The organism is Streptosporangium sp. NPDC051022 (genome assembly GCF_040683035.1).
In the GTDB taxonomy this organism is placed as follows: domain Bacteria; phylum Actinomycetota; class Actinomycetes; order Streptosporangiales; family Streptosporangiaceae; genus Streptosporangium.
In genome coordinates this window covers 182,792-207,008 of the sequence record NZ_JBFBCF010000002.1, presented here as the reverse complement: position 1 = coordinate 207,008, position 24,217 = coordinate 182,792, and the positions used below count along the sequence as shown (strand labels likewise).

General features: G+C 70.4%; 16 protein-coding genes. 13 read left to right on the top strand and 3 right to left on the bottom strand.

Going from position 1 to position 24,217, the window contains the following annotated elements; translation table 11 throughout:
* Nucleotides 1-2 precede the first annotated feature (2 nt).
* The gene (gene pglZ, locus AB0N02_RS05040; protein ID WP_363942882.1) at nt 3-2,621 is read left to right on the top strand and encodes a BREX-2 system phosphatase PglZ; all 2,619 of its coding nucleotides are present in this window, start codon (nt 3-5) and stop codon (nt 2,619-2,621) included.
* A gap of 102 nt (nt 2,622-2,723) precedes the next feature.
* Here the strand turns inward: pglZ and AB0N02_RS05035 are convergent, their stop codons facing one another.
* On the bottom strand, nt 2,724-3,278 hold the full coding sequence (locus AB0N02_RS05035; RefSeq protein ID WP_363942880.1) for a hypothetical protein: 555 nt from the start codon (nt 3,276-3,278) through the stop codon (nt 2,724-2,726).
* Nucleotides 3,211-3,876, bottom strand: coding sequence for a DUF433 domain-containing protein (locus tag AB0N02_RS05030; RefSeq protein ID WP_363942878.1), 666 nt, complete (start codon nt 3,874-3,876; stop codon nt 3,211-3,213). Before AB0N02_RS05030 ends, AB0N02_RS05035 begins: the two co-directional genes overlap by 68 nt.
* 318 nt (nt 3,877-4,194) lie before the next feature.
* Here AB0N02_RS05030 and AB0N02_RS05025 point away from each other — a divergent pair, with 318 nt between their 5' ends.
* The 9 genes from AB0N02_RS05025 to AB0N02_RS04985 all read left to right on the top strand — a co-directional run bounded on the left by AB0N02_RS05025 (nt 4,195) and on the right by AB0N02_RS04985 (nt 21,300).
* Nucleotides 4,195-4,326 carry a hypothetical protein gene (locus AB0N02_RS05025; protein WP_363942877.1) on the top strand — a complete coding sequence of 44 codons (132 nt, stop codon included), beginning with the start codon at nt 4,195-4,197 and terminating at the stop codon, nt 4,324-4,326.
* Between the two features lie 171 nt (nt 4,327-4,497).
* Nucleotides 4,498-6,264: a PD-(D/E)XK nuclease family protein gene (locus AB0N02_RS05020; protein WP_363942875.1), complete on the top strand. Its 1,767-nt coding sequence runs from the start codon at nt 4,498-4,500 to the stop codon at nt 6,262-6,264.
* 16 nt (nt 6,265-6,280) lie between these two features.
* Nucleotides 6,281-7,393 carry a hypothetical protein gene (locus AB0N02_RS05015; RefSeq protein WP_363942873.1) on the top strand — a complete coding sequence of 371 codons (1,113 nt, stop codon included), beginning with the start codon at nt 6,281-6,283 and terminating at the stop codon, nt 7,391-7,393.
* Nucleotides 7,390-10,584, top strand: a complete 3,195-nt coding sequence (locus tag AB0N02_RS05010) for a hypothetical protein (protein WP_363942872.1) — start codon at nt 7,390-7,392, stop codon at nt 10,582-10,584. Before AB0N02_RS05015 ends, AB0N02_RS05010 begins: the two co-directional genes overlap by 4 nt.
* Nucleotides 10,581-13,106, top strand: a complete 2,526-nt coding sequence (locus AB0N02_RS05005; RefSeq protein ID WP_363942870.1) for an RNaseH domain-containing protein — start codon at nt 10,581-10,583, stop codon at nt 13,104-13,106. The genes AB0N02_RS05010 and AB0N02_RS05005 overlap by 4 nt, the downstream gene beginning before the upstream one ends.
* 127 nt (nt 13,107-13,233) lie before the next feature.
* Nucleotides 13,234-14,784, top strand: coding sequence for a TIGR02677 family protein (locus AB0N02_RS05000; RefSeq protein ID WP_363942869.1), 1,551 nt, complete (start codon nt 13,234-13,236; stop codon nt 14,782-14,784).
* Entirely contained in the window at nt 14,781-15,941 is a 1,161-nt protein-coding gene (locus AB0N02_RS04995) for a TIGR02678 family protein (protein ID WP_363942868.1), read from the top strand. Before AB0N02_RS05000 ends, AB0N02_RS04995 begins: the two co-directional genes overlap by 4 nt.
* Entirely contained in the window at nt 15,941-20,020 is a 4,080-nt protein-coding gene (locus AB0N02_RS04990; protein ID WP_363942866.1) for a TIGR02680 family protein, read from the top strand. Before AB0N02_RS04995 ends, AB0N02_RS04990 begins: the two co-directional genes overlap by 1 nt.
* Entirely contained in the window at nt 20,017-21,300 is a 1,284-nt protein-coding gene (locus AB0N02_RS04985; RefSeq protein ID WP_363942865.1) for a TIGR02679 family protein, read from the top strand. Before AB0N02_RS04990 ends, AB0N02_RS04985 begins: the two co-directional genes overlap by 4 nt.
* Nucleotides 21,301-21,420: 120 nt before the next feature.
* Here AB0N02_RS04985 and AB0N02_RS04980 read toward each other — a convergent pair whose 3' ends face one another.
* Complete coding sequence (locus AB0N02_RS04980; RefSeq protein ID WP_363942864.1) at nt 21,421-22,293, bottom strand: alpha/beta hydrolase; 873 nt, start codon at nt 22,291-22,293, stop codon at nt 21,421-21,423.
* A 101-nt stretch (nt 22,294-22,394) separates the two neighbouring features.
* Between AB0N02_RS04980 and AB0N02_RS04975 the strand changes: the two genes are divergently transcribed.
* From AB0N02_RS04975 to AB0N02_RS04965, 3 genes are all read left to right on the top strand, one after another.
* Nucleotides 22,395-22,859 carry a MarR family transcriptional regulator gene (locus AB0N02_RS04975; RefSeq protein ID WP_363942863.1) on the top strand — a complete coding sequence of 155 codons (465 nt, stop codon included), beginning with the start codon at nt 22,395-22,397 and terminating at the stop codon, nt 22,857-22,859.
* Nucleotides 22,856-23,113 (top strand): hypothetical protein, encoded by a 258-nt coding sequence (locus AB0N02_RS04970; RefSeq protein ID WP_363942862.1) that lies wholly within the window; start codon nt 22,856-22,858, stop codon nt 23,111-23,113. Before AB0N02_RS04975 ends, AB0N02_RS04970 begins: the two co-directional genes overlap by 4 nt.
* Before the next feature lie 240 nt (nt 23,114-23,353).
* Nucleotides 23,354-24,196, top strand: coding sequence for a hypothetical protein (locus AB0N02_RS04965; protein ID WP_363942860.1), 843 nt, complete (start codon nt 23,354-23,356; stop codon nt 24,194-24,196).
* The last annotated feature ends 21 nt before the right edge of the window (nt 24,197-24,217 follow it).

Genomic DNA, 24,217 nt, shown 5'->3' with positions numbered 1-24,217 from the left:
CGATGGGTACCCCGACGCTTCAGTTGCCGCAGGCCAGCAGGGCCGTGATCGAGCAGGCGGTACGCCGGGCCGTCGACCGGCAGGACCATGAGCGGATCATCGCGCTGCGCGCCGCCCCCGAGTGGCGTGACGAACCGCTGGTGGAGGTCGACGGTCACCGGGTCGAGGTGAGGGCGTGCGGGACCGTGCTCGCGGTGCTCGACGCCGTGACCTCCCGGTCCGGTGACGGTTATCTGGTCGTCCTGACGCCCTGCGAGGATCTGGGCGACAGCCTGTTCGCACGCATCGCCGAGCACGAGCTGCGCCCGGTCAACCGGTTCGACCTCGTCCGCGAGGCCTTCGGCGCCCGCCTGGTGGACCCGCGTCTGTCGGCCCGCGACCGGGTGTGGCTGGTCGAGGCCCTGATCGACGCGCAGCCGCCCGGCGGATGGCCGAAGCTGGGGGGCGGCGTGCTCACACTGGAGACGGCTGTGCGGACGCTGGCCTCGGCGCGCTTCGACGGCGAGATGGACGCGGCGACCCTGCTGGCGTGGACGGGGAAGGCGTCCGGCGTCGCTCGCTTCCAGGACCTGGTCGACACCGAGCGCGCCGGGCTCCAGGAGTGGCTGGAGGGTGAGATCGGCCCGGTCGCCTCGGCCGTGTTCCGGCTGGTGGCGAACGGCCACGCGACCGACGCCGTGCCGCTCGGGCTGGTCACGGCCGTGGTGTTCAGCGACAGAGCCGCTCGCAAACAGGCGGCGGTGCAGGCCAGGGTCCGGATCGAGGAGCGCTTCTTCGGCGGCTCCGGGCTGTCGGCGCAGGCCGTGCAGCGCTTCTCCGAGACGGCCGAGTCGCTGTGGACCCGCTGGCTGGGCACCCCCGAGACAGCTCGCCAGGCCGCCGAGGTGGCGGGCCGGGCCGAGCGGATTCTCGCGGAGATACAGGCCGAATCGCTGGCGGACCTGAGTGACGCGCTCTCGCTCGGCTTCGACGTGCGCCTGAGCGCGCTCGCCGAGCCGCTCGCGGCGCGTAACCTGCGCGAGGCGGAGAAGGCGCTCGACCTGGTGCGCAAGCACCAGCTGTCCGCCGGTCGGGCGGAGGAGACCAGGGCCGCCGAGATGGCGGTGCGGCTCGCCCGCTGGCTGGCCACGCCATTGGAGACGCCCGCGACCCTGGACGCGCTGGCGACGGCTCACCTGAGGGAGTGGAGTTGGGTGGACCGCGCGGTCGCCGCCGTCTGGCAGGCGGACACCGCCAGGGTTCCGCGCCTGAAGGAGGCGTACGGGGCGCTGTACGAGGACGCGCGTGCCCGCCGTACGAAACTGGACGAGACCTTCGGGCGGCGGCTGGCGGCGTGGACGGAGCACGGCTCGGACACCACCTCGCTGGTCCTGGCCGAGAACCTGCTGGATCGGGCGGTCAGGCCGCTGAGCTCGCCGGTCGTGATCGTGCTCGACGGGATGAGCGCGGCGGTCGCCGGTGAGCTGGCCGACGACATCCTCGCCAGGTGGAACTGGATCGAGATCGGGCGGCGGGCGGACGGCCGGGAGCCCGCGATCGCGGTGATCCCGTCGGTCACGCGGTTCTCGCGGACCAGCCTGCTCTGCGGGAAGCTGCGGGAGGGCACACGCCACGAAGAGGTTCCGGGCTTCCGCTCGGCGTGGCCGGGCCGCCGCAGCGCGCTGTTCCACAAGGGCAACCTGCCAGGTGACGCCGGGGCCAAGCTGGGCGACGAGGTTCTGGCCGCGATCGCCGACCCCTCGACGGTGGTCGGCGTCGTGCTGAACGCGGTGGACGACGCGCTCGGCAAGGGCCCGACGGACGGCCGTGACTCCTGGACACTGGACGGGGTCGCCTACCTGCCGGAGGTGCTGGCGGCCGCCTGGCTGGCCGGGCGGAGCGCGGTCCTGACCTCCGACCACGGGCACGTCCTGCAGCGTGACACCCTGGCGAGGGCGGAGAAGTCGGACGCGGCCCGGTATCGGACCGGTACGGCGGGCGACGGCGAGATCCTGCTGCGCGGCCCACGGGTGCTGGCCGGGGACGGTGAGGTTGTGGCACCGTGGGAGGAGTCCATTCGCTACACCGCCAAGCAGGCGGGCTATCACGGCGGGATCTCCCCGGCCGAGATGGTGATCCCGATCCTGGTGTTCGTGCCCGGTGAGCGGCACTGCCCGTCGGGCTGGCAGCTCTTCGACCCGGCCCAGCACGCTCCCGCCTGGTGGAACGGGCCCATCCCCGTCGCCGAGGCGCCGGCCAGGGTCACTTCCAGAAAGTCGAAGGGCTCCAAGGAGGAGGAGGGCCTGTTCTCCGTCGCCGAGGCGGTGGGAGACTCGCTCGGCCTGCGGGTGACCGGGTCTGCGATCTTCGAGGAGCAGCGCGGGTTCGTGCGCAACGCCCCCGCGCCTGAGCAGATCGCCCGCCTCATCGACGGCCTGGCCGCGGTGGGCGGGAGGCTGCCGGTCAGCGAGGCCGCCGCGCTCGTCGAGCAGCCCCCGGCGCGGATGCGCGGCTACGTCAGCCAGGCCTCGCGGCTGCTCAACCTCGAGGGGTACGGCGTGCTGACGCTGACCGACGGAGATCGGACGGTCGCGCTGGACGTCAAACTGCTGCGACGGCACTTCCTGGGAGAGGTCGGCTGACGGCCGCTACCGGTGACAGGCTCTCTGCCTTGACGGCCGCCGTGGTGAGGCTCCACGGCGGCCGGTGACCGCGGGCCAAGATGTCACGACCACGCCCTTCTCCTACTCGTCCAGCATCCGGACGTCTTCAACGACCATGTCGATCAGGCCGCCGGAGGGGTCACAGCCAATGTTCCTCGGACGCTGTGCCCGCTTCCTCCTGGCGGCCGGGGCCTCATAGAGGTCCAGCCCATGCGAGGTCAGTCGCCACACGCCGGATCGAAGCTGGCTGGACTCACTACACATCGCCGAGAGATTGCGGATGATCAGCTCTTTGCGCTCCTCGATTTTCGACTCACCCGGGAGCAGGAAAACCGCCACCTTGGCCTTCAGATAGGCCGCATATTCGTGCGGACGCTCGAATATGCGGATGTCGCAGGCGATCACCAGCCAGCCTCGCTGCCCGACCAGGGGCAACCAGCGCTCATCGGGGACGCCCAGCGCCTCGTCTCGCGAGCCGAATAACTCTGCTGGAGTGTGCACGAGATACCCCAACCTGGCCAGCAGCTTGCGGACGCTGCGGCTGACGCTGTTCTCGTCGAGGTAGAACTCAGGCGGCGTGGCCCAGGAGGATGCGGGTGGCGGTCCTGACGTCGTCGAGGGTGACTCCGAGCTCATCGGCGATCACCTCTGGATCCTCGCCGGCCTTCATCATGGCCGCCACCTCGGCCACCCGCGTGCGCGTATCCGCGAAGATCGGCTGCCCGAACGCACGGAGCGGGTCGATCACCACGTTCGACGGAAGGCAGCTCCGCAGCCGCAGGCTCGCGGGGAATCCGTCCTCCGCCCGGATCACGTAGTCCAGGTAGTCGGTGACAATCTCTCGGATGACGTGTTGCCCAGTCCGGGCCTCGATCAGGCCCGCACCGGCCTTCGTCCGCGAGAAGTCCCACAGCACGTCGATGCCGTCCGTCGCCAGCTCGGGGGCGAGAAGGACGTACTCGTGGCCGAACTCCTGCTGAAGCCGCTGAAGTGCGGGCCGGATCCTGTTCGGCTTCACCCCGGCCCGTTTGAGAGCGTCCAGCACATACGCCTCGGCCATGGCGACGAACGGCACGGTCGCCTGCCGGGAACCGTCGGCAGGAAGAACGTGCAGGAGCGGACGCCCCCGTTCGTATCCCCTCGCCCAGCGGTTGAAGGTCTGCTGCCGAATGTCGAGGAAGCGGGCGGCGTCGCTCTGGTTCAGCAGGCCCGCCTGAGCCCTGAGATCGTCCATGTCGCGCGCCTCCTCTCATCGCTGCGTCAGCTGTCATCATCGCCGATCGTCCTATCGCCGGACAGGGTGCCTCGCCACACACGCGTCAGAGGCGATGGACAAGACATGAAACGCACCCATCCTCCGAAAGGAGATCTTCGGTCCTCCGAACAGCCGTAATGGGATACGCCGGTGGATCGTACCGAGCCCAGGCTGTACCCGACCTGCTGTTTCCCAGTTTCTCGGGTTCTCGAACTCCGACGCCCGCACGGAGAGGAACGGGGCCGCGTTCTCAGATGGACCCGCGCCTGCGATCCGACCTTCTTTGAGCTGTGCCAGGTGAGCGGGGTGCGGTTCATCCGCCGCACGAGCCGCGCTCCCGAAGGACCGTCGATCGCCGAGAGCGACCGGTGGCCCGCTCCGGAGGCGGACGCGGCCTGGGTCGCCCTGCTGTACGGCCTGGCACGGTAACCGGCCACACCCCGGCGGCGCACGATCACCCCCACACCCGACACAATCCACCATAAATCCTGAAAAACCCCGCGTCATCTCAAAAATGTTTGTGACTGCTATTCACAGTGTGCTTCACTGTGTCCAGAGAGAGGAGCCCCTCCTTCAGCCCTCCGCATCGGGAAGAGTGCGATGAGCCAGTCCCCCACCACCCAGTTCACCGGAAACCCCCATGTCGTCCGGCTGTCGGCGAGCCTGCTCGACCGCCGGGACGCCGACTGCGACTACTTCGCGGCGGTCAAGGCCCGGCCGCAGCTGTGGCCGCAACCGTCCGAGAAACGCAGATACGCGCCGTGGGAGACCTTTCCGCTCGGCCTGGTCATGGACGCGCTAAACCTGGTCGAGTTCAACGGCGTACCGGCCGACGAGGCCCTGGCGAGTGTCCTCGGCGGCGCCCGCAACAGCGTGCACCCCGGGGTCTCCGCCTGGGTCCGGCACGCCTGCCACACCTATCTGGAGACGGCCGAGAGCATGGCGGCCGTGCTCGCCTCGGAAGGGGTGGAGCTCCGCCCCGAGCGCAACCCCCGGATCGTCCAGGGCGGCCGGTCCCCCACGGAGATGCGCTCCCTCACCATCTGGGGCCGGTGGTACGGCTCACCGGACGGCGCGGTGGTCGAGTTCCGCAGGATGCGCCTGCGCCGCCCCCTGGGCACCGCGGACATCCCGTCCACGCAGGCGATGGCGTACGTCGCGGCGGCCGGCAAGCAGGTGGCGGACCCGGCGAAGCTCTACACCACCATCCCCGTCCCGGTGCGGCCCGTGCCCGTGCCCCGACGGGTGCGGGTGGTCGAGGTCGGGCTGACCGCCGGCATGGACCAGATCCTTCTCGACACGACGGACCTGGAGGAGATCAACCGGACCTACAGCGCGAACGTCAGACCCGCGACGACCCGGCTGCTGGCCGGCGGCGGCCGGACCCCGGGACAGGACTGCGCCGAGTGCAAGGCGCGCGCCTCCTGCGAGGCTCTCCCGCACGCCCCGGGACTGCTCGGTCTCGACGGCCAGGGCACGCACCGGCGGACATGGTCGATCACGACGTCCCGCTACTACCAGGTCTGCCCCGCTCAGGCCCACCTGCGGGAGCTCCGGCTCCCCGGTGACTGGGAGACGAGCCCGGCGGCCGAGCGCGGCCGGAACGTGCATTCGTGGCTCGAAGCCGCCCATGGCCGAGGGAGGCCCTGCACCGTGGCGGACCTTCCCGAGGTGGACGCCGACGGGCTCGGCGTCGCCGACGGGCTGATGGAGCGGGAGGATTACGCCCGGGCCAGGCCGTACCTCCTCCAGCACCTGGGGGTGTGCCCGCTACACGGCCCGGGCGAGATCTCCGAGGTCAGGCCCGAGCCGAAGATGGCTGTCTACGACCCCCACGCCGACGTGGTGGTGCTCTCCCACCCGGACCTCCTGCGCCGGGTGGACGGACGTCTCGTCTACCGCGAGCAGAAGACGTCGGCGGTGCCGCGCGGCATCTCCGCGGAGAACGCGCTGGAGATGGTTCCGCAGCTCGCCCTGGCGATCCGCCTGATCTCCGCGGGTGTCTTCGGAGGCACCGACGGGCTGGTCGAGCTGGAGCAGCTCACCCCGGCCTCCGCCGAGGTGCTCACGTTCGACGCGGCCGACCCGGCGACGGTCTCGGCCGCCGGGCAGGTCGTCCTCGACCGCGTCCGGGCCTGGCACCGCGATGTCACCTTCCGCGCGACCCCGGGGCCCTGGTGCCGGTTCTGTCCGGTGTCCCGCTGGTGTCCGGACGCCTCCGGATCCATCGCGCGCACCGCGGACGACCTCGCGTTCGACCCCGTCACCGGAGAGCTGCTGGCGGGCCCCGGCCTGACGGACAGCCACGTCGAGGCGATCACCGCCGCGCTCGCCGAGCCCGAGGCCGACGACGAACCCCCGTTCTGAGAGGGGACGAACAGCCGTGAACACACTCCCGACCCCGATGGAGCGGTCGGTCACCGCGGCCATCCGCGCGGGTTACGCCTGGAGCGTCCGCCGCGAACGCCGGGAAGCCTGGCGGGAGGTGGCCCGGATGACCGGCGTCATCATGCGGCACCTCGGTCCGGGCAGGGGCCCGACCACCCCGGCCGAGCTGGTGCCGCTGCTGCGCCGCCCGCTCGGCACGTGGCTGCCGACCGCGGACGAGGCGCTCGCCGCGCTGGTCATCCTGGACGAGGACGACCAGCTCACCGACAACACCTTCGGGGTCGGCTGCGACTACACCGCCGAGGTACTGGCCGGGCAGGAGGACCCGGGAGAGCGGTGGCTGCCCTCCTGGCGGACGCACCGCGCCGAGCAGGTGGAGTACGCCGTCTTCAAACGGCTCGTCGCAGGTGGCGACGACGACTACACGGTGGGCAGGCGTTTCCTCGTCGAGAACCCCGCCGGTCACGCCCAGACGATCGTCGGCCTTCGGGTGGACCTGGGCCTGCCGCCGCTGGCGGAGTTCACGGATATCCCGCGCGAGCGCCAGTGGCGGGGCCGGTGGTGGCCCTGCCCGGTCTGTTCCTGGCCGATGAGCGTGTCGTCGTCCCTCGTCCGCTGCCGTTTCACCCCGCACCAGGCCGTCTACACCTTGCTGGACGGCGACGGCCGGAGTCCTCTGCTGCAGCCCGCTCAGGGGTCCCGGCGGGCGATCGAGGCCCGGACGGTCGAGGGCGCGGCCTGCGTCGAGGAGTCGGTGTGGCGCCACATCGTCGTGCCGGGCGTCGTGGAGGTACGGCTGCGCGACCGCATCGCCGCTCTGCCGGACGTCGAGGCGGTGCTCTACCCGGGCAAGGACACCTACGACATCGGGGTCCGGCGCTCCGGAGCGGAGGAGTGGGCCTTCACGCTTGACGTCAAGGACTTCAGCTCCGCACGTGCGCTGGCCGCCAAGCTCACCGCCAGGCCGGTCGCCGCGCACCACCTCGTGATCCCCGACTACCGCCGCGACCAGCTCAGAGAGCTTCGACGACGGCTGCCCGACCTCGTCATCTCCACCGAGACCCAGATCCACCGTCGTATCCGCCAGGCCTTGGGAGGCACCCGATGAGCACCCCCGCGCGGTCCGCGCGCCCGTTGGTGATCTCCTGCGCGTTCGCGCTGGCGGAGGCGTTCTTCGGCACCGGGGACGCCGGGCACGCCCAGTTCCTCCTCACCGGCCGCATCGACGTCTGGCCGGGGTACCGGGAACTCTCCGAGGACGACCGGCAGCGGGTCAGCGACCTGCTCCGGCACCGAAGGGACGACCTGGCCAACACCGAGGTCTTCCTCAAGGCCGTGCGGGAGCTGGCACCCGCGGGCAGGCTCGACGGCTACCGGCAGGACGAGGAGGTGATCCGCCCGATCCACGGCTTGCCGCCCCGGCAGCACGCCGACCGGTTGCTGTCGGATCTGGCACGGCTGCGGCAGAGCCGGGTCCTGGCCGTGGCCAGGCCCGGACGCTACCTCACGATGCTGCGCGGGACTCGAATCAACGGCGCGACCGCTCCGGCCGAGGCGGCGTACAACCTCACCGATCTCGCCGGCCCCGTCCAGAGGACTCCGGCGGTCGCCGACGCTCCCCGACTGGACCTGGTCGAGATCTCCGTCGAGGAGCTGAAGAAGACGGCCGAACGCATCGACACGGCACGCGGTGAGTCCCACCGCCTGGAACGGATGGAGGCGATCTTCGCCCGGCTGCCGGAGCGGGCCCTGCTCGTCCGGGCGGGCGGTGTCATCCAGCCGCTGCAGGCGCCGACCGGGTTCGGCAAGTCGGTCCTGCTGGAGGTCCTCGGGACGATGGCCCCGGAGAAGGGCATCCCGGTGGCGCTGGTCGTTCCTTCCCGCGCCGCCGCGCTCTCCCTGGCGTACCAGATCGAGACGAACCTCTCCCTGCTGGGGGTCTCCGGCTCCTGTACCCCGCTCGTGTCCCCCGCCAAGGTCATGGAGGACGCAGAAAGGATCGCCCTCGACGGTCCTGACGACTTCGGGACGTGGGCCTACAACCGGCTCTCGTACGGCTGCGCGCTGTCGGCCTCCGCCGAGACCGAGGAGACGGTCGACGGGTGGAAGCCCGGAGACGAGCCCTGCCGGGATCTTCACCTGAACCGCCTGAACGGGCGTCGCCACGCCTGTCCGTGGCGGAGCTCGTGCGGCAAGTTCCGGCTGATGCGCGACGCCGTCGACGCCGACGTCATCGTCACCGCGCACCAGACGTTCACCTCGGGACGCATGCACATCCCCCTGGCCACCGCCCGGGGCGACAGCGACCAGGTGCCGGTCGAGGAGTTCCTGCTGCGCCGCTGCCAGCTCGTCGTCATCGACGAGGTGGACCAGTTCCAGGACTCGGTGATCGGCAAGAGCGCCCGCCACCTCGAACTCGCGCACGGGCGGCGCACAACGCCCATCCACCGGCTCGACAATAAGTTCCGCGACATCTTCGGTCTGGTGCTGCCGGAGTCGGACGGTGAGGTCCGGGCGATCCTGTCCGACCTTCGGCTGCTCTCCGAGCACTACATCGCGAACCTGGTCAAGGGGTGGTCGCCGCCGGTCCGCATGAGCCGGAACCGCCGCCGCGTCGACCACTGGATCGTTCCACGAGGGCACGACGCGTGGATCACCGCGCGTCTGCTCGGCCTCGATCCCGAAGGCAGGAAGGTCACCCCGGACGAGGTCGAGGCTCTCCAGTGGCTCTACGCTGCGCCTGACACCCGCCCTGTGGCACCGCTGGAGTTGGCCGGTCTTGACGAGGAAGCGGCGGCGGAGACCCGGACGAGGATCACAGCGGCGCTGACCGCGATCTCCGGCGGATGCCGCGCCGGGACCCTGATGACGTACAAGATCGCGCTCAGCGCGTCTCTCCAGAGCGTGGTTCCCGACGACCGGCTCCGCGGCGAAGTGGTCGACCGGATGGTCCGCCGCGCCCATCTGGAGCCGCTCCGGCGCAAGCTCTCCGAGCTCTTCTACCACACCGCCCACCTGCGGGCACTGGGAGCGGAGTCGGCCGAGGCCGTCGCCGACGCGCTGGGAGGCTTCACAGGATGGGAGGCGATGCCCGCCAGCCCGCTGGGCCGGTTGTTCTTCGCCTTCAAGGAGCGCTACGACGAGGAGCAGCCGGAGCAGACCACACTGTCCGTGGCGGCCTTCGGCGGTGATCCGCACGGCTACGTCCGCTATCTGGGCGAGATCACCGCGCGCGGACACGCACGGGTTCCTCGAGCGGTCCTCGGACTGTCGGCGACCAGCTTCTTTCCCGGGGCACCACACCACCACGTCCTGGCCGCCCCCGCCTGGGTGATCCCCGACACCGATCCCACGGGCGTGACCGTCCACGCCGCCCGTGTCTTCACCCCCGACCAGCAGGCGATCCGGGTCTCCGGAGTCCAGGGCCGCCAGCGGGCGATCAACCTCGGCGACGTGGCGGAGGGCCTCTACCGGCTCAAGCTCTCCTCCCACCTGCGGGAGCTGGCGCGGCGGCGAGACGAGCGGGGCGAGCCCGGCCGGGATCGCATTCTGGTGGCCACCACCTCCTACGACAGCGTGCTGACCATCGCCGAGGGCATGATCCGTGCGGGAGCCCCGCACGGCAGCCTCTGCCTGCTCACCCGCGCCAAGGGGGAGATCCTCGTCAGGGATCCGCGCTGGCATGTCCTGCCCTCCGACCGGGTGGAGCGGTTCCCCTCGACTGGCGCGGACATCCTCATCGCCCCGCTCGCCGTGGTCGAACGCGGCGTGAACATCCTCGACGGCCGTGTCTCCGCGCTGGGCGCCATCTACATGGTCGTCCGTCCCGTGCCGATCCTCGACGAGCCCGAGGAACTGCTGGCGCACATCAGCCACCGGCTGTGGTCGGACACACGCGACGACGAACCCGCCGGTCGCAGCCCCCTGGACCGGCTGACCGACCGGATGCGACGGGCGGGCCGGCACTTCGAGGAGATCGTCCGCTCGGCGCAGTACTTCGGATCCCTGCCCGAATGGGTCCAGCTAGGTGTCGTCGCCGAGATCATCGTCGGGCTCGTCCAGCTTGTCGGCCGGGCCCGCCGTGGCGGCACGCCCGGCGAGGTACACCTCGTCGACGACGCCTTCTTCGATCCCCGGAGCAGGTCCGACCTGCCCGCCCTCATCGGCCGTCTCAGGGAACGCTGGGCCGGGGACGGACAGCTCGACCCGCTCCTGGCCCTGTACGGCCCCACCCTCCAGGCCTTCTTCGACTTCGCGGACCGCATGAGCCGTATGACTTCCCCCGGAGAACCATCATGATGACCACCACCGCCTTCCGGCTCCCCCCTGACCTCCTGGGCGAGGTATGGGTCTATCCCCTGGCGCCCGCCCTCGGCGTCGCCCTGGAGGAGCTCAACAGCAGATGGCGCCGGAACGGCAGGAACAGCGAGCACGCCCGTGCTCCGCACGCCTCACTCGCCACCGCGCTCTCCGCGGTGACCGGACAGCCCGTGATCATCCTGCCCGACCCGCGTACGGGCGTGGACGGCCCCTGGCTGATCACCACCGCCCCCATCGAGCCATCCGTCCTGAACGTGGCCACCGGCGTGTGGGAACGGCTGGCCCGAGGTGGCCAGGACGCCAATGTCCTCGCTCCCCTCCTGAAGGCGGTGGTCCCCCAGCGGTTGAGCGTCGGCGGCGACGTCGACCTGTCCACACCGGGCCGGGTCGTCGCCTCCAACTGGGTCTACCGGGTGCTCGGCTGGACGGTCGCCGAGCAGCTGGCCTCCCAGCCGGTCGACGTCGACGGCCGGAAGGTGGACTTCCGGCTCGACACCAGAGGCGATCTGGTCGCCTGGGACGACGTGATCACGCTGCCACTGCGCAACGGCACCGTGGCCCGCGGAATAATCAAGATCTCTTTGGGGATCAAGACCCTGCCGGGGGTCGGCGATCTTGTCTGCGTCCCCCAGGTGAGTCTCACCCGCCTGGTGGACGACCTGCGCTCGGTGAAGCACGCGTGGATCGAGCACGGGCGTTCCACGAGCGGGTCCGCGCTGCTCAGGCTTCCCGTCTCCGCCAGGAAGGTGGACGGCGAGTGGGAGCACTTCTTCCAGGACTACAGCGGCGCCATCGTGGAGGAGTGCGGCCTGACTCCCCTGCCATGGAGCGAGACGGTGCTCACCGAGCGTCCGAACCTGGTCCGCGCGGGCAGGAGCGTCAACTGGTCCCACCCCCTGGGCACGGGTGTGGGGACCCGCACCTACCTCCGGCTGATGAATCACGTGACCAAGGTGTTCGACATCGAGCCGGTCACCTACCGGCCGACGAAGATCAAGGTTCAGCACGACGACGCCATCGGCAGGGAGCGGATCAGCCCGGACTCCCTGGACACCGCGATCTCGTCCGCGGGGTTCGAGAGGCTGCGCGTCGTCCACCTCTCGGCCAAACCGGCGACGCGGGAACGGATCCGGGAGGAGGTCGAACAGTACGGGCAGGAAGACACCTGTCTGCTGCCCGACGTGGGCGTCGCTCAACGGCTGACCCGACGGGCCGAGTTCGCGTCCTACGACGTCGCGCCGTTGCTCCAGCACGGCTGGATCGACCGGTCCGGGCTGCTCACCGCCGCTCCACTCCTCGCGGCTGATGCTGGCACCCTGGTTCTGGCCGTGGTGGACACCGAGTACGAGAACGGCAGTGTCCTGCCGGACGACGCCAAGCCGGCGCTGCGGCAGGCCCTCGCCAAGATCGGCGTGAACTCGCAGTTCATCGCCTTCCCACCTGGTTCGGATGGCACCCTGCCCGCGCCCAGACAGCCCGCTCCGGACGCCGAGCCCGCCGAGCGGACGGACTACTCGGTCGTCGCGGCGGTCAGGGACCTGTTGCGAGCGGGCGGGCTGACCGACGGGCGCCTCACCCGAGCCGTCGCTCTCACACCGTTCCCGATGGACCGCGACGCCTGGCTCGTCGGCGTGCACGTACGGATCCAGAACACCTCACGAAAGGCCAACGGCACGAACGGCCGACCTCTGATGGTGAGCGTCCTAGTCGCCGCGCGCGCCTGCACCGACCCTCTTCAACCATGGGATCTCAGGATCTACGTTCCCGGCCAGGGATGGCTCCGGCACGCGGCGGGCCTCAGCGCGTTCCACGCGGGCTCCATCGGCACCCCGATCGTCAACCGGCAGCAGTCGTACGCAGAGTTGCGGGGGTTCGTGGACAGCGCGCTCAGTGAGCTGCCCGGAAACGACCCCGTGGTGGTCATGATCGACGCCGAGGCCACCCGGCGGGTCTGGAGCGGGCTCACCGACACCCGGCTGGGCGAGGGAACTCTGCCGGGAGACAGTCTGCCCACCTCTCGGGACATCGCCGTGGTGCGTGTCGGCACCGAGGACGCCGCCGTTCCCCGCCCCGTCAACCACACCGACGGCCGCCAGCCCGGCAAGGACCCGGGCAAGCCGGCCTCTCCCAGGAACAGGCTCTACGAGCTCGTCGGGGACGACGGCACCCGCAGCTGGATCCTCGGCCAGGCCTCCCGAACCTTCAACAGCGGCAGCAAGGGGCGCGTCGGCGCGGACTTCACCCGCTTCACCCTGCCTGCCAACCGCCAGAGAGAGCAGGGCAACAACTGGCACGCCTTCACCGGCACCGAGTTCGTGGTGGTCAGGCCCGGCGTCCTCGGCGAGGACACGGTCGTGGCCCTCACCGCGCGCCTGTGCGCCCAGCCGCTCTCCTGGGACAACCGAACCCGCCGGCCCACGCCCCTCCACATGGCCGACACCGCCGACAGGACCCATCCGGGCTACCGAACCGAGCAGCAGGATGACTCGGCCTCCGAATGATCACCCTCACGCGTTCGGCCGGCTCAGAGAGCACCGAAAGTGCTCTGCGGCACCGGTCCGGGCGAAACGTGCGGGACACCGCGCCATCTTCCCGTCTCGAAGCGCCTACCTCGGGCAAACTGACACAGTGATTGACCCGTTACAGGCAACTCACCGGAATCCCCAGCCCTTCGCCCATCTGAGCGCGCCGAACGCGCCTGTCTACCGCCAGGTGTTGCGCGCGTTCGCGCGGGCGAAAGAACGCTTCGTCGTACACCTGCGGCCTGAGGACATCGCGGCCGAGCTGAGAAGGGACGGCGACGAGCAGCTCACGCAGGCACTGGACAAACTCGTCGAGTGGGGAAACCTGCGGGCCGACGCCGACACCGGCAGGGTCACCTCCGTCGAGGATTTCCACCGCAAGCGGTTCCTGTTTCAGCTCACCACCGCGGGACACGCCGCCGAGCAGGCCATCGCCTTCTACGAGGAGGCGATCGGCCGACGCGGCGCGCTCCAGTCGGTGGCGCTGAGCGACATCGCCGGTCAGCTCCAGGCCCTGCACGAGCTCGCCGAGCAGGCCGACCCCGATCCCGTCAAGGTTCACCTCCTGCTGCTCTCCCTGGCCGAACGCTTCTCCTCGCTGGCCGACAACGCCCAGGCGTTCATGGCCTCGCTGCGCCGCGCCATCGACTTCTCCGACGGTGACGTCGAGGGATTCGTCGCCTACAAGGAACGGCTGATCGACTATATCGACCGCTTCATCGCCGACCTGGCCAACTCCGGGGCCCGCATAGCCCTGCTCCTGACCGAGTTGGAGGCCCACGACCACGGCAGGCTGCTGCGGCTGGCCGCTCGGCGCGAGGCCGCGGACGCCGTACCCGAGGGGGATGACGAGGCCGAGGCGTACGGCAGGGCCGAGGCGGCGGCCCACGCCTCCTGGGAGAACCGCTGGCAGGGGCTCAGGGAGTGGTTCGTTTCCCGGGACGCGAGCCGCCCATCTCAGGCCCGTCTCCTGAGGCAGTCCGCAGTGACGGCCATCAAGCAACTCCTCGACGCCGTGGGCCTGCTCAACGAGCGGCGTTCCGGCCGTTCGGACCGCTCGGCCGACTTTCGTGCCCTGGCCCGCTGGTTCGCCGAGGCGCCGGACGAGCCGGCGACACACCGCCTCTGGCGGGCGGCTTTCGGGTTGTCGCCCGCACGGCACCTCACCGTCACCGCCGAGACGCTGTCCACCTGGAAGGAGGGGGATCTCGCTCCCGGCACGTCATGGCGTGACGCTCCACCGATCCGGATCTCCCCCCAGCTGCGCATGACCGGCTCCTACGAACGCCGGGGCAAGCCGAACAGGATCCAGGATCGTTCCCAGGCCCGCAGGCTCCTGCTGGAACACGTCGAGCGGGAAGCCATCGAGACCGCCGCCGCCCGGACCCGGCTGCGCACCGACGGCCCGACGCTCCTGTCCGAGTTGGACGTCCTCGACCCACGGGCGTTCCGGCTCTTCCTTTCACTGATCGGCGACGCCCTGGCCGCCCGTCTCCCTGGGGAAACCGAGGTGAAGGTGGCGAGTGGCGACGGCTCGATGGAAATACGGCTCTCCCTCGTGCCAGGCGGAGGGCAGGTCGAGATTCACACCGTCGACGGGGTGCTCACCGGGCCCGAGCACCTCATCGAGATCACAGACTTGATGGAGGTCTCGTGACTCCCGAGGAGGAGACAGCCCGGCGGCGGACCGCGCTCCGCGCCCTGCTGGTGAAGCCGCTGCTCACCGTTGAGAACGACGCCGAAAGGCTCGCACTCGTCCGCCAGCACACTGCGGAGCTGCGCAACTGGCTCACCCGGGAGACCGGCTGGCGCCTGCTGGCCGACGCGGAGACGGCCAGGTTGTTCAAGACTGTCCCGGACGGCGACGACGCCACCCGTCCGGCTCGGGGCCGGACCGGGGAACCGTTCGGTCGCCGCCGTTACGTCGTCCTCTGCCTGGCGCTGGCCGTACTGGAACGGGCTGACGCGCAGACCACGCTTGGCCAGCTCGCCGAGGGAGTGCTGAACTCGGCGGCCGAGCCGGAACTGGATTTCGCCTTCACCCTGGAAAGCCGGGCGGAGCGAGCCGACCTCGTGGCGGTGGTGCGCATGCTGCTCGATTGGGGCGTGCTTCGCAGGGTCGCCGGTGACGAGGACGCCTACCTGTCGGCCACTGGGGACGTCCTCTACGACGTGCGCAGACATGTCATGGCCACGCTCCTGGTCACGGCACGCGGACCGTCCACGATCGGCGCCACCTCCTTCGAGGAACGGCTCGCCCAGCTCGTCGCGGAACCCGTCGCCGACACCGAGAGCCTGCGGAACCAGGAAGTTCGCCGACGGCTCACCCGCAAGCTTCTGGAGGACCCCGTCGTCTACTACGACGACCTGGACGAGGCCGAGCGTGCCTATCTCGTCTCCCAGCGTCACGCGATCGTCCGCAGGGTCGAGGAGGCCACCGGCCTGGTCGCCGAGATCCGCGCCGAGGGGATCGCGATGGTCGATCCCGACGACGAGCTGACCGACGTGCGCATGCCCGAGCAGCGCACCGACGGGCACGTCACCCTGCTGGTGGCCGAGCATCTGTCCACCCGGTCCGCCCAGGATGAAGTGGCTCTGGACGAGTTGCGTGCCTTCGTACGGCAGGCCGCCACCAAGCACGCCTCCTTCTGGCGCAAGGGCGTGACCGACCCCGGCGCCGAAGACGGGCTTCTCAGTGTGGCCCTGGAGAAACTGACCGCCCTTCGTCTGGTCGAGATCCACGAAGAGCGCGTCCGCGGCCTGCCCGCCATCGCCCGCTACGCCCTCGACACCCCCGTCATCCGAGGACAGTGATGCTCCCGATCCCCGCATCCGAGCGCTGGAAGCCCTTGCGAGCCGGGCTCGTCGACATGTTCCACTACGACGTGGAGGAGTTCCACTTCCACGACGGGCGGTTGCTGCTGCGCGGCAACAACGGCACCGGCAAGTCCAAGGTGCTCGCCCTGACCCTGCCGTTCCTGCTCGACGGGGAGCTCTCCCCGCACCGCGTCGAACCCGACGGCGACCGTCAGAAACGGATGGAGTGGAACCTCCTGCTGGGCGGCAGACATCCGCATCCCGAACGGCTGGGGTACACATGGCTGGAGTTCGGCCGATGCTCGGCAGACGGAGGCGTGGAGTTCCGGACCATCGGCTGCGGGCTGAAGGCGGTCAAGGGCCAAGGCATCGCCAAGCACTGGTTCTTCGTCACCGGTCAGCGGATCGGTGACGGGCTGGAGCTGATGTCCCCCGCCGGAGTCGCGCTTACCCGCGAGAAACTCCGGGAGGCCGTCAACGGGCGCGGCATGCTCTACGACCGGGCCGTCGACTACCGCAGGGCCGTGGACGAGGCCCTGTTCGGCCTGGGCGAGCACCGCTACGAGGCGCTGGTCAACCTGCTCATCCAGCTCCGCCAGCCGCAGCTGTCGAAGAAGCCCGACGAGAGGATGCTCTCGCGTGCGCTCACCGAGGCGCTGCCGCCGATGAGTCCCACTCTGATCACCACCGTGGCCGAGGCGTTCCGCGGGCTCGACGAGGAGCGTGACGTGCTGCGGGCACTGGAGGAGACCCGCGGGGCCGCCTCCGACTTCCTCGGTCACTACCGCAGGTATGCCCGGATCGCCGCCAAACGCAAGGCCGCGGCGCCCCGCCTGACCCACAGCCGCTACGAGCACCTTGGACGTGATCTCCTCGATGCCGAGGCTCGCCACGCCGAGGCTCAGGCCGAGCTGGAGACGGCGCAGGCGCGGCTCACCGAGCTGGCGGCGGCGCGGGTCCGCCTGGAGGCCCGTGGACAAGCGCTCCAGCAGAGCCCTGAAATGCGTGACGCCGAACGGATCAAGCAGGCCGGTGAGGAGGCCGAGCGGCAGGCCCGGCACGCGCGTGCCCTGGAGAAGGACCGGAACGACCTGGCGACGGAGACCACGCGCCGTCAGAACCGGGCGGACACCGCCCGAACGAAGGCCGACCAGGCCTCGCGTGACTGGGACAGCGCGCGGAGCCAGGCGAGCACTGCGGCGCGGCGGGCTGGGTGCGAGCGCGCTCACCTGGAGATCACTGTCCGATGGGAGATGGATCTCGCCGCCTCCCGCCGGGACGCCGAGACCCTGGCTGACCGGCGGTCGCAGGCGGTGGCCGAGCTCGACCGGCTGCTTTCGGCCGTGGACCGAGCCCAGAGCCGGTTCGAGGCCGCCCGGACGGAGGTGGACCGCCTGACCGGCGAGATCCAGGCCGCCAGCGGACGGATCACCACCGCCGAGTCGACTGTCCGGCGGCAAGCGACCAGCTTGGCCGACGCCTATGTCTCCTACCTCGCCGGCGTAGTGGAGCTGCAGATCGACGATCCAGATGAGCTCCTGACGGCTCTGGAATCCTGGGCCGAAACCGCCGAGGGCCAGAATCCCGCGGTGTCGGCCATCGACGACGCGGCGCGGGCCGCTACGGCCGAACTCGGCCGCAGGGAGGCCGAGCTCGGTGCCGAGCTACGTGAGCGGCAGCAGCAGGCCGTGGCCGTCCAAGAGGAGATGGCACGGTTGGAGGCAGGCGGCCATGACGCCCCGCCTGTTCCGCACACCCGCCCTTCCGGGGTGCGTGACGACCGCCCGGGAGCCCCGCTGTGGAAGGTGGTCGACTTCGCCGAGGCCGTCTCCGGAGACCACCGCGCCGCTCTGGAGGCGGCACTGGAGTCCTCGGGGATCCTCGACGCCTGGGTGACTCCCGAGGGGACCCTCCTCCCGGTGGACGACACGGTCGTCCTGACCGGCTCCCCCGTCGCCGGTCCCTGCCTTTCCGCCGTGCTGTGCCCGGCCGTCGACCGCGCGGACCCGCAGGCAGCCGCACTGTCGGACTCCGCCGTCCATTCGGTCCTCGCTGGAATCGGGCTGGGGCCCGGCGCGGCGACCTGGGTCGCGGTGGACGGACGCTGGGCCAACGGGGTGCTCGGGGGCTCCTGGCACAAACAGAGTGCCGTTCACATCGGTGAAGGAGCGAGAAAGACCGCCCGGCGGGTTCGGCTGGCGGCTCTCGCCGAGGAGCTGGCTCAGGTGCACAGGATCCTCGCGGAGCTGGATGGGAGGCTGAAGGCGCTCGCCGTACGGCAGGGAACACTCGCGGCCGAGCATCGCGCGCTGCCGTCCGACGCCTCGCTACGTGAGGCCCATGTCAGGCTGGCCACCGAGCACGGTCGCAGACGCGAGCTCGACGCCGACCACACCACCGCCGTTCAGACCGTGGCGACTCGACGGGGCGAGGTGACCGAGGCTCAGGAGCAGGCGGCGGAGTTCGCCGGAGATGTCGGGCTGCCGCCGGACAAGGACGGACTCGCCGAGATCCGGAACGGCGTGACGGATTACCGGCTGGCCCTGGCGGGACTCTGGCCCGCGGGTAAGGCGCTGATCTCCGCCCGCCAGGCGGCGGAGGAAACAGCGGAGGAGCTATCCCTGGCCCGTGAACGGCACGCCGAGGCCGCCGAGATCGCGGCGGAGGCGCGTGAGCACGCGGAGGCCGCGACGGAGGCTCACCGGGCATTGGTGGAGACCGCCGGAGCCGCCGTCGAAGAGCTCTACCGCCGTCTCGACGAGGTACGGCGGGCGCTGACGGAGCGGGACGCCACCGAACGCGCCACCCGCGAAGAGGAGCGGGCCGCGCTGGTCAAGCGCGGCAAGGCCGAGGGCAAGCGTGATGCCCTGCGTGGCGAAATCGGGGAGGCCGGACGGCAGCGCGACACGGCCGTCGCCGAGTTCCGCGCGTTCGCCGCCACCGGCCTGATCGGCATTGCCCTGCCCGAGCTGGAGATTCTCGATCCCACCGCCGAATGGGCGGCCACCCCCGCCGTGCTGCTGGCCCGTGCCGTCAACGCCGACCTCGACAGCGTCGATGACGGTGACGGCCCGTGGGACCGGGCGCAGAAGCGGGTCACCGAGGAGCACAAGCTGCTCTCCGACGCCATGACCAGGCACGGCCACTCGGTCGGGCTGACCCTGCGCGACGGCGTCATGACGGTTGACGTGCTGTTCCAAGGTCACAGCCGGGACATTCCCGGCTTGGCGGAGGCGCTGAAGGAGGAGACCGAGCAGCGGGCACGGCTGCTGTCGGCCAGGGAACGGGAGATCCTGGAGAACCATCTGCTCAATGAGGTGGCCGGCACCCTGCACGAGTTGATCACCGCCGCCGAGGAGGAGGTGCGGACGATGAACGCCGAGCTGGAGTCCCGCCCCACCTCGACGGGCATGCGGCTGCGGCTGCTCTGGAAGAGCGTGCGGAACGCCCCCGACGGACTGGAAAGGGTGCGGGAGAAGCTGCGGCAGACCGTGGACGCGTGGTCGGCCGCCGACCGCGAGAGCGTGGGTGCCTTCCTGGCGGAGCAGATCACCAGAGAGCACACCGGCAACCCCGCTGCCGGTTGGAACGAGCAGCTGACCAGGGCGCTGGACTACCGCGTCTGGCACGAGTTCGCGATCCAGCGTCTCCAGGACGGGCAGTGGCGGTCTGCCACCGGCCCGGCCTCGGGTGGCGAACGCGTCCTGGCCGCCTCTGTCCCGCTGTTCGCCGCCGCCTCGGCGCACTACAAGTCCGCAGGCAATCCGTACGCACCCCGCCTGGTCGCGCTCGACGAGGCTTTCGCGGGAGTCGATGACGATTCACGGGCCAAGTGTCTCGGTCTGCTGGCGACGTTCGACATGGATGTCGTGATGACCAGCGAGCGGGAATGGGGTTGCTACCCGCAGGTACCGGGGCTGGCGATCTGCCAGCTGTCCAGACGTGACGGCGTCGACGCCGTGTTGGTCACCCCGTGGCGGTGGGACGGGCACGAGCGCCGCCGGACCGAGCGCCCCGCCCCACGCCCCGCGCCGCCGCCTTCCGCCGATCCGGAACAGGACGGGCTGTTCTCGTGAACGAGCGATTGGAGCGGCTGCTGGGCGGCCCGGAGATCTCGTGGCTCGTCGACCGGGTGCGCCGCCGTCTTGAGCGGGGCAGGCCGCCGAGCGGCCCGGTCACCTTGGGCGCCGCCACGCCGGAGCAGCGTCGGGCGATCGAACGATTGCTCGGGCGCAGAGCTGGCACGGGTTCCTCCCTGTCGGTCTCACTCGACGAGGTGGATCGAGTGCTCCGATCCAGCGGAGCCTGCCCTGAGGGCTTGGCCGCCGCGGTCGTGCTGCTGCAGGGCCCCGTCCGCGATCTCGGCCGGGAGAACGCCCTGCGAGACGCGGCCTGGCGGGATGCCTTCGCGGAGCTGGACGCGCTCCTCGCCGTCCGTCCGGAACTGTCCGGCTGGCGATCCTGGCTGGAGACGACCGGCTTGGTACGGCGGAGCGCCGGTGACCCGCACGAGGCCCGGATCCTTCTCGACACCGTGGCCGCGATTCTGGCCTGTCTGCCGCACGCCGGTATCCCGATCGGCCGCCTGGCCGCCGAGACCTGCGGGGACGCGCACGCCCTGGACGAGGGAAGGCCCCTGGCCGCGCTGGCGTTGTCGGCGGCCCGTACTCTGGGGGGCCTGCCGTACGCAGGAGACGGCACAGCCGACGCCCGGCGGAGGGCCTGGGCGTCCGTCGGAGTTCACCTCGACGATCTCTCATCGTCCGTCCTGTGCCTTGGCCTTCCCGGAGACGACACCCCGGTCGGGCGCATGCTCGCCGCGACCTGGGAGGCGGGTGAGCCCTGCCTGCTCACACTGCGCCAGCTTCAGCGGCACGAGTTCCCCCTCCGCGCGGGGCTGGTCAGGATCTGCGAGAACCCCGTTGTGGTCGCCGCCGCGGCCGACGCGCTCGGACCGCGCTGCCCTCCCATCGTCTGCACAGGTGGCAGACCTTCGGCGGCTGTCTGGCGGCTACTGGACCTGCTGGCCGCCGGAGGCTCGGACTTCGCTTACCACGGTGACTTCGACTGGGGCGGGATCGGCATAGCGAGCGCCGTCCGTGAACGGGTCAACTGGCGCCCCTGGCGCTATGACACCCTCGCCTACGAGGCGGCGGTCTTCTCGGGCCGCTCGGGCAAGGTGCTCTCCATGACATCCCTCAGCGGCCGCCCTCTCGCGACGCCGTGGGATCCCGGACTGTCGACGGCGATGGTACGGCGGGCCGTACGGATCGAGGAGGAGATGGTCCTCGGGGACCTTCTCACCGATCTGACCGCCGAACCGAACGGCGATGACTTCTCCTCCCGGATTCCGTGACCGTCTCGGTTCGTCGGCTCGCTGGACGCGATAGGCGGGAGGTGCGCACGCATCCCGACGCGGCAGCGGACGCGCCATTGAGGAGACGGTTTCCCGAGCTGCTTGGCGGGGTCGGCCATGTCAGGTCCGCGTGGACGACTGCTGGTTCGTCCGCCGATGTGTGTCGGGGGTGAGGAGTTCCCTCACCCGTGCCGCGTAGGCCCTCGGGTGGGTCAGGTTGCCGTTGTGGCCGCCGGGGAACTCCTCGAGGGCGACCCCGACGAGGTCGGCCAGTTCCCGCGCGCAGCGGTGGTCGAAGACCGTCCTCGGCGTGGTACGGCCCGCCGCGGGGATGACGCGGGTCGGCGTGTCCCTCACCTCGGCGGGGTTCAGCGTGTCTTCGACGACGGCGCCGAAGTCGTGCTCGATGAAGAAGCCGAAGTCGGCGATCCGCTCCGGAGTGAACGGGTGCCGGGTGAGGCCCGGCTCGGTCTCCTGGTTCTCGGGATCGATTCCCAGGACCCTGGCGATCTCCGTGACGGCCGGGGCCAGGCCGTCACGGCGGTGGATCTCCCGCACCCGCCGCAGCTCCCGCTCGTGGCGGATCCGTTCGGCGTCGGGCAGCAGTCGCGGCGCGACGGGCTCGTGCGCGATGAGCGTGCTCACCTGGCCGGGGTGCCGGACCGCCAGGTGGAGCCCGATGACGGCGCCGAGGCTGCAGCCGAGCATGAGCGCCGGTTCGTCGGTCAGGGAGGCCAGCAGCCGGTGGACGTCGTCGGCGTGCTCCGCCATGGTCACCCCTCGCTCGGGATCGGCGAGCCTGCTGCGCGACAGCCCGCGCCTGTCGTAGGTGACCACGGTGTGGTCCTCGACGAGGTGATCGACCAGATCCACGCTGCGCCCCGCGTCGCCCTCGCCGCTCTGGGAGATGAGGAGGAGGGGACCGGTGCCGCGCACCTCGAAGTGGAGGTCGACGCCCGAACCCCGCAGCGTGCCCGTCTTCGTGTCGTTCATCAAAGACCTTTCCGGTGTGGTCGCTTCGGACGGGACGACGATAACCCATCAAGTTTGATACATCAATCTTGATGTATCTTTTTTGATGTAAGTTCGCCGGTATGAACGGAGTCGAACTGTTCCTGCTGGGCCGTACCCTGATGAAGATCGGCGAGGACGCCATGCCCACGGAGGGCATCGGCCGGCACTCCACGAGTGTCAGGACGGTCCTGATCGTCGCCAGCGACATCCGCGAGCACCCGGACACGTCCGTCGGCGAGACCGCCGCCCGGACCGGCCTGCCGCAGAGCGCCGTGTCGGCCGCCGTCGCCCGGCTCCGCGAGGCCGGCTCCATCGTGACGGCGACCGATCCCAGGGACCGCCGCCGCCTCCTCATCCGGGAGGCCCCCGAGGCGTCCCCCCGGGTGACCGAGGTCCGTTCGACGTCCATCGACGACGCCCTGGGCGCGGCACTGGGCACCGACGACCCCCGGCGCGTCCGCGAACTCGTCGTCATGCTCGAAACACTCGCCGCCCACCTGAGCACCAGGACTCCCGGCACCCCGAGGACACCCCCGGCACCGTGAGCCCCTACCGGAGGGCGGCATCACGGAACCGAGACTCTGAACCGAGTGCGACGCCTACGGCCGCCGAGACGGTCCTGTCCAGATTCGGCCGTATCCAGGAGACGACGGCCGGCGGGCATCCGGACAGGGCCCTCGCCGGCCTGACCACCGTGATCTGCGACTTCGGGGGTCAGCCGGTGTGGAGCACCGCGGACGAGTTCGCACGCTGGATGGCCGACGAGGAGACCGAGCTCTCCCTCAACCCCAACCGGTGACGTTTCCTTCGGACCATGACGTCGGTTTCCTCCGGACCGCGACGTCAACGGACGTCAACGCCGTCCCTGGGCACCGGCATGGCACGCACTCCACGACCCGGCGGCGTCGGAGGCGGGGTTGCCCGCCGCGAGCCACCCGGTGAGCGCCGTGACTGGGACGAGACACCGGCGAGACGTTGGGCTGCGAAGATCGCGCCACAGCCCTTCGTCGTGGGGGCACGAACGGGAGGACACCTTCAGATGAGGCGATGGATCGCCGCGATGGCCGTCGTGCTGACCGTCCCGGCCGTGATCGCCGGACTCGACACCACCGCGAACGCCCAGGCCACTCCGGCCGGCCCGGTCGACGCGCTCAAGCGCCTGCTCGTCGAGAACAGGGGCGTGAGGATGTCGAAGGTCCTCACCGGCACGCAGGAGATCCTTGGGGAGAGGAAGCACTTCTGGGCCGACGGCGTCGCCGAGTTCGGCAAGGGAAAGATCGCCGCCATCGACATGACGTATCGATCCGACTTCTTCAAGGGGATGCCCACCGTCCGGAAAATCACCTTCGAAGGCCGCGAGTACGCCAGGGACAGGGGGCTGCCCAACGGCAAACACTGGCTCGTGTCCGAGGACGAGGAGATCCGGCCCCTGCTGGACGCCCACTGGACCAAGATCGCCGATCCGGTCATGCTGAAGGCGGTGCTGGCCACCACCGAGACCAAACGCCCCGCGGGCGTCTACGACGGCACCCGCACCACGCTCTACCAGGGCGCGATCACTCTCGGCGAGCTCTACCGGGCCTCTCCCGGGTTCTCCTTCGACCTCGAGGAGAAGCCCACCGCGAAGGAGGCGAAGGCCGGGATCTCCTGGCGGCTCTGGCTCGGTGAGGACCAGCTGGTGCGCAGGGCCCGGGGCTCGTGGACCGAACCGTTCTCCAGAAGCCACGACGCCACCTTCTCGTACGTCGTCGACGTCCGTCTGACCGGCTGGGGCGCCAAGACCGACATCACGCCTCCTCCCGCCGATGACCTGATGCCGATCGGCGACCTGGCGAACGCGTCGGAAGAGACTCCCCTTCCCCTGAACCCGGCCGCCGGATGACTTCCGCCGCCGGATAGCGGC

Coding starts and splice junctions, on each gene's coding strand:
- AB0N02_RS05030 (WP_363942878.1), bottom strand. CDS start 3,876: ATGGACGATCTCAGGGCTCAGGCGGGCCTGCTGAACCAGAGCGACGCC.
- AB0N02_RS04990 (WP_363942866.1), top strand. CDS start 15,941: ATGCTCCCGATCCCCGCATCCGAGCGCTGGAAGCCCTTGCGAGCCGGG.
- pglZ (WP_363942882.1), top strand. CDS start 3: ATGGGTACCCCGACGCTTCAGTTGCCGCAGGCCAGCAGGGCCGTGATC.
- AB0N02_RS04975 (WP_363942863.1), top strand. CDS start 22,395: ATGAACGGAGTCGAACTGTTCCTGCTGGGCCGTACCCTGATGAAGATC.
- AB0N02_RS04965 (WP_363942860.1), top strand. CDS start 23,354: ATGAGGCGATGGATCGCCGCGATGGCCGTCGTGCTGACCGTCCCGGCC.
- AB0N02_RS05005 (WP_363942870.1), top strand. CDS start 10,581: ATGATGACCACCACCGCCTTCCGGCTCCCCCCTGACCTCCTGGGCGAG.
- AB0N02_RS04980 (WP_363942864.1), bottom strand. CDS start 22,293: ATGAACGACACGAAGACGGGCACGCTGCGGGGTTCGGGCGTCGACCTC.
- AB0N02_RS05010 (WP_363942872.1), top strand. CDS start 7,390: ATGAGCACCCCCGCGCGGTCCGCGCGCCCGTTGGTGATCTCCTGCGCG.
- AB0N02_RS05020 (WP_363942875.1), top strand. CDS start 4,498: ATGAGCCAGTCCCCCACCACCCAGTTCACCGGAAACCCCCATGTCGTC.
- AB0N02_RS05035 (WP_363942880.1), bottom strand. CDS start 3,278: ATGAGCTCGGAGTCACCCTCGACGACGTCAGGACCGCCACCCGCATCC.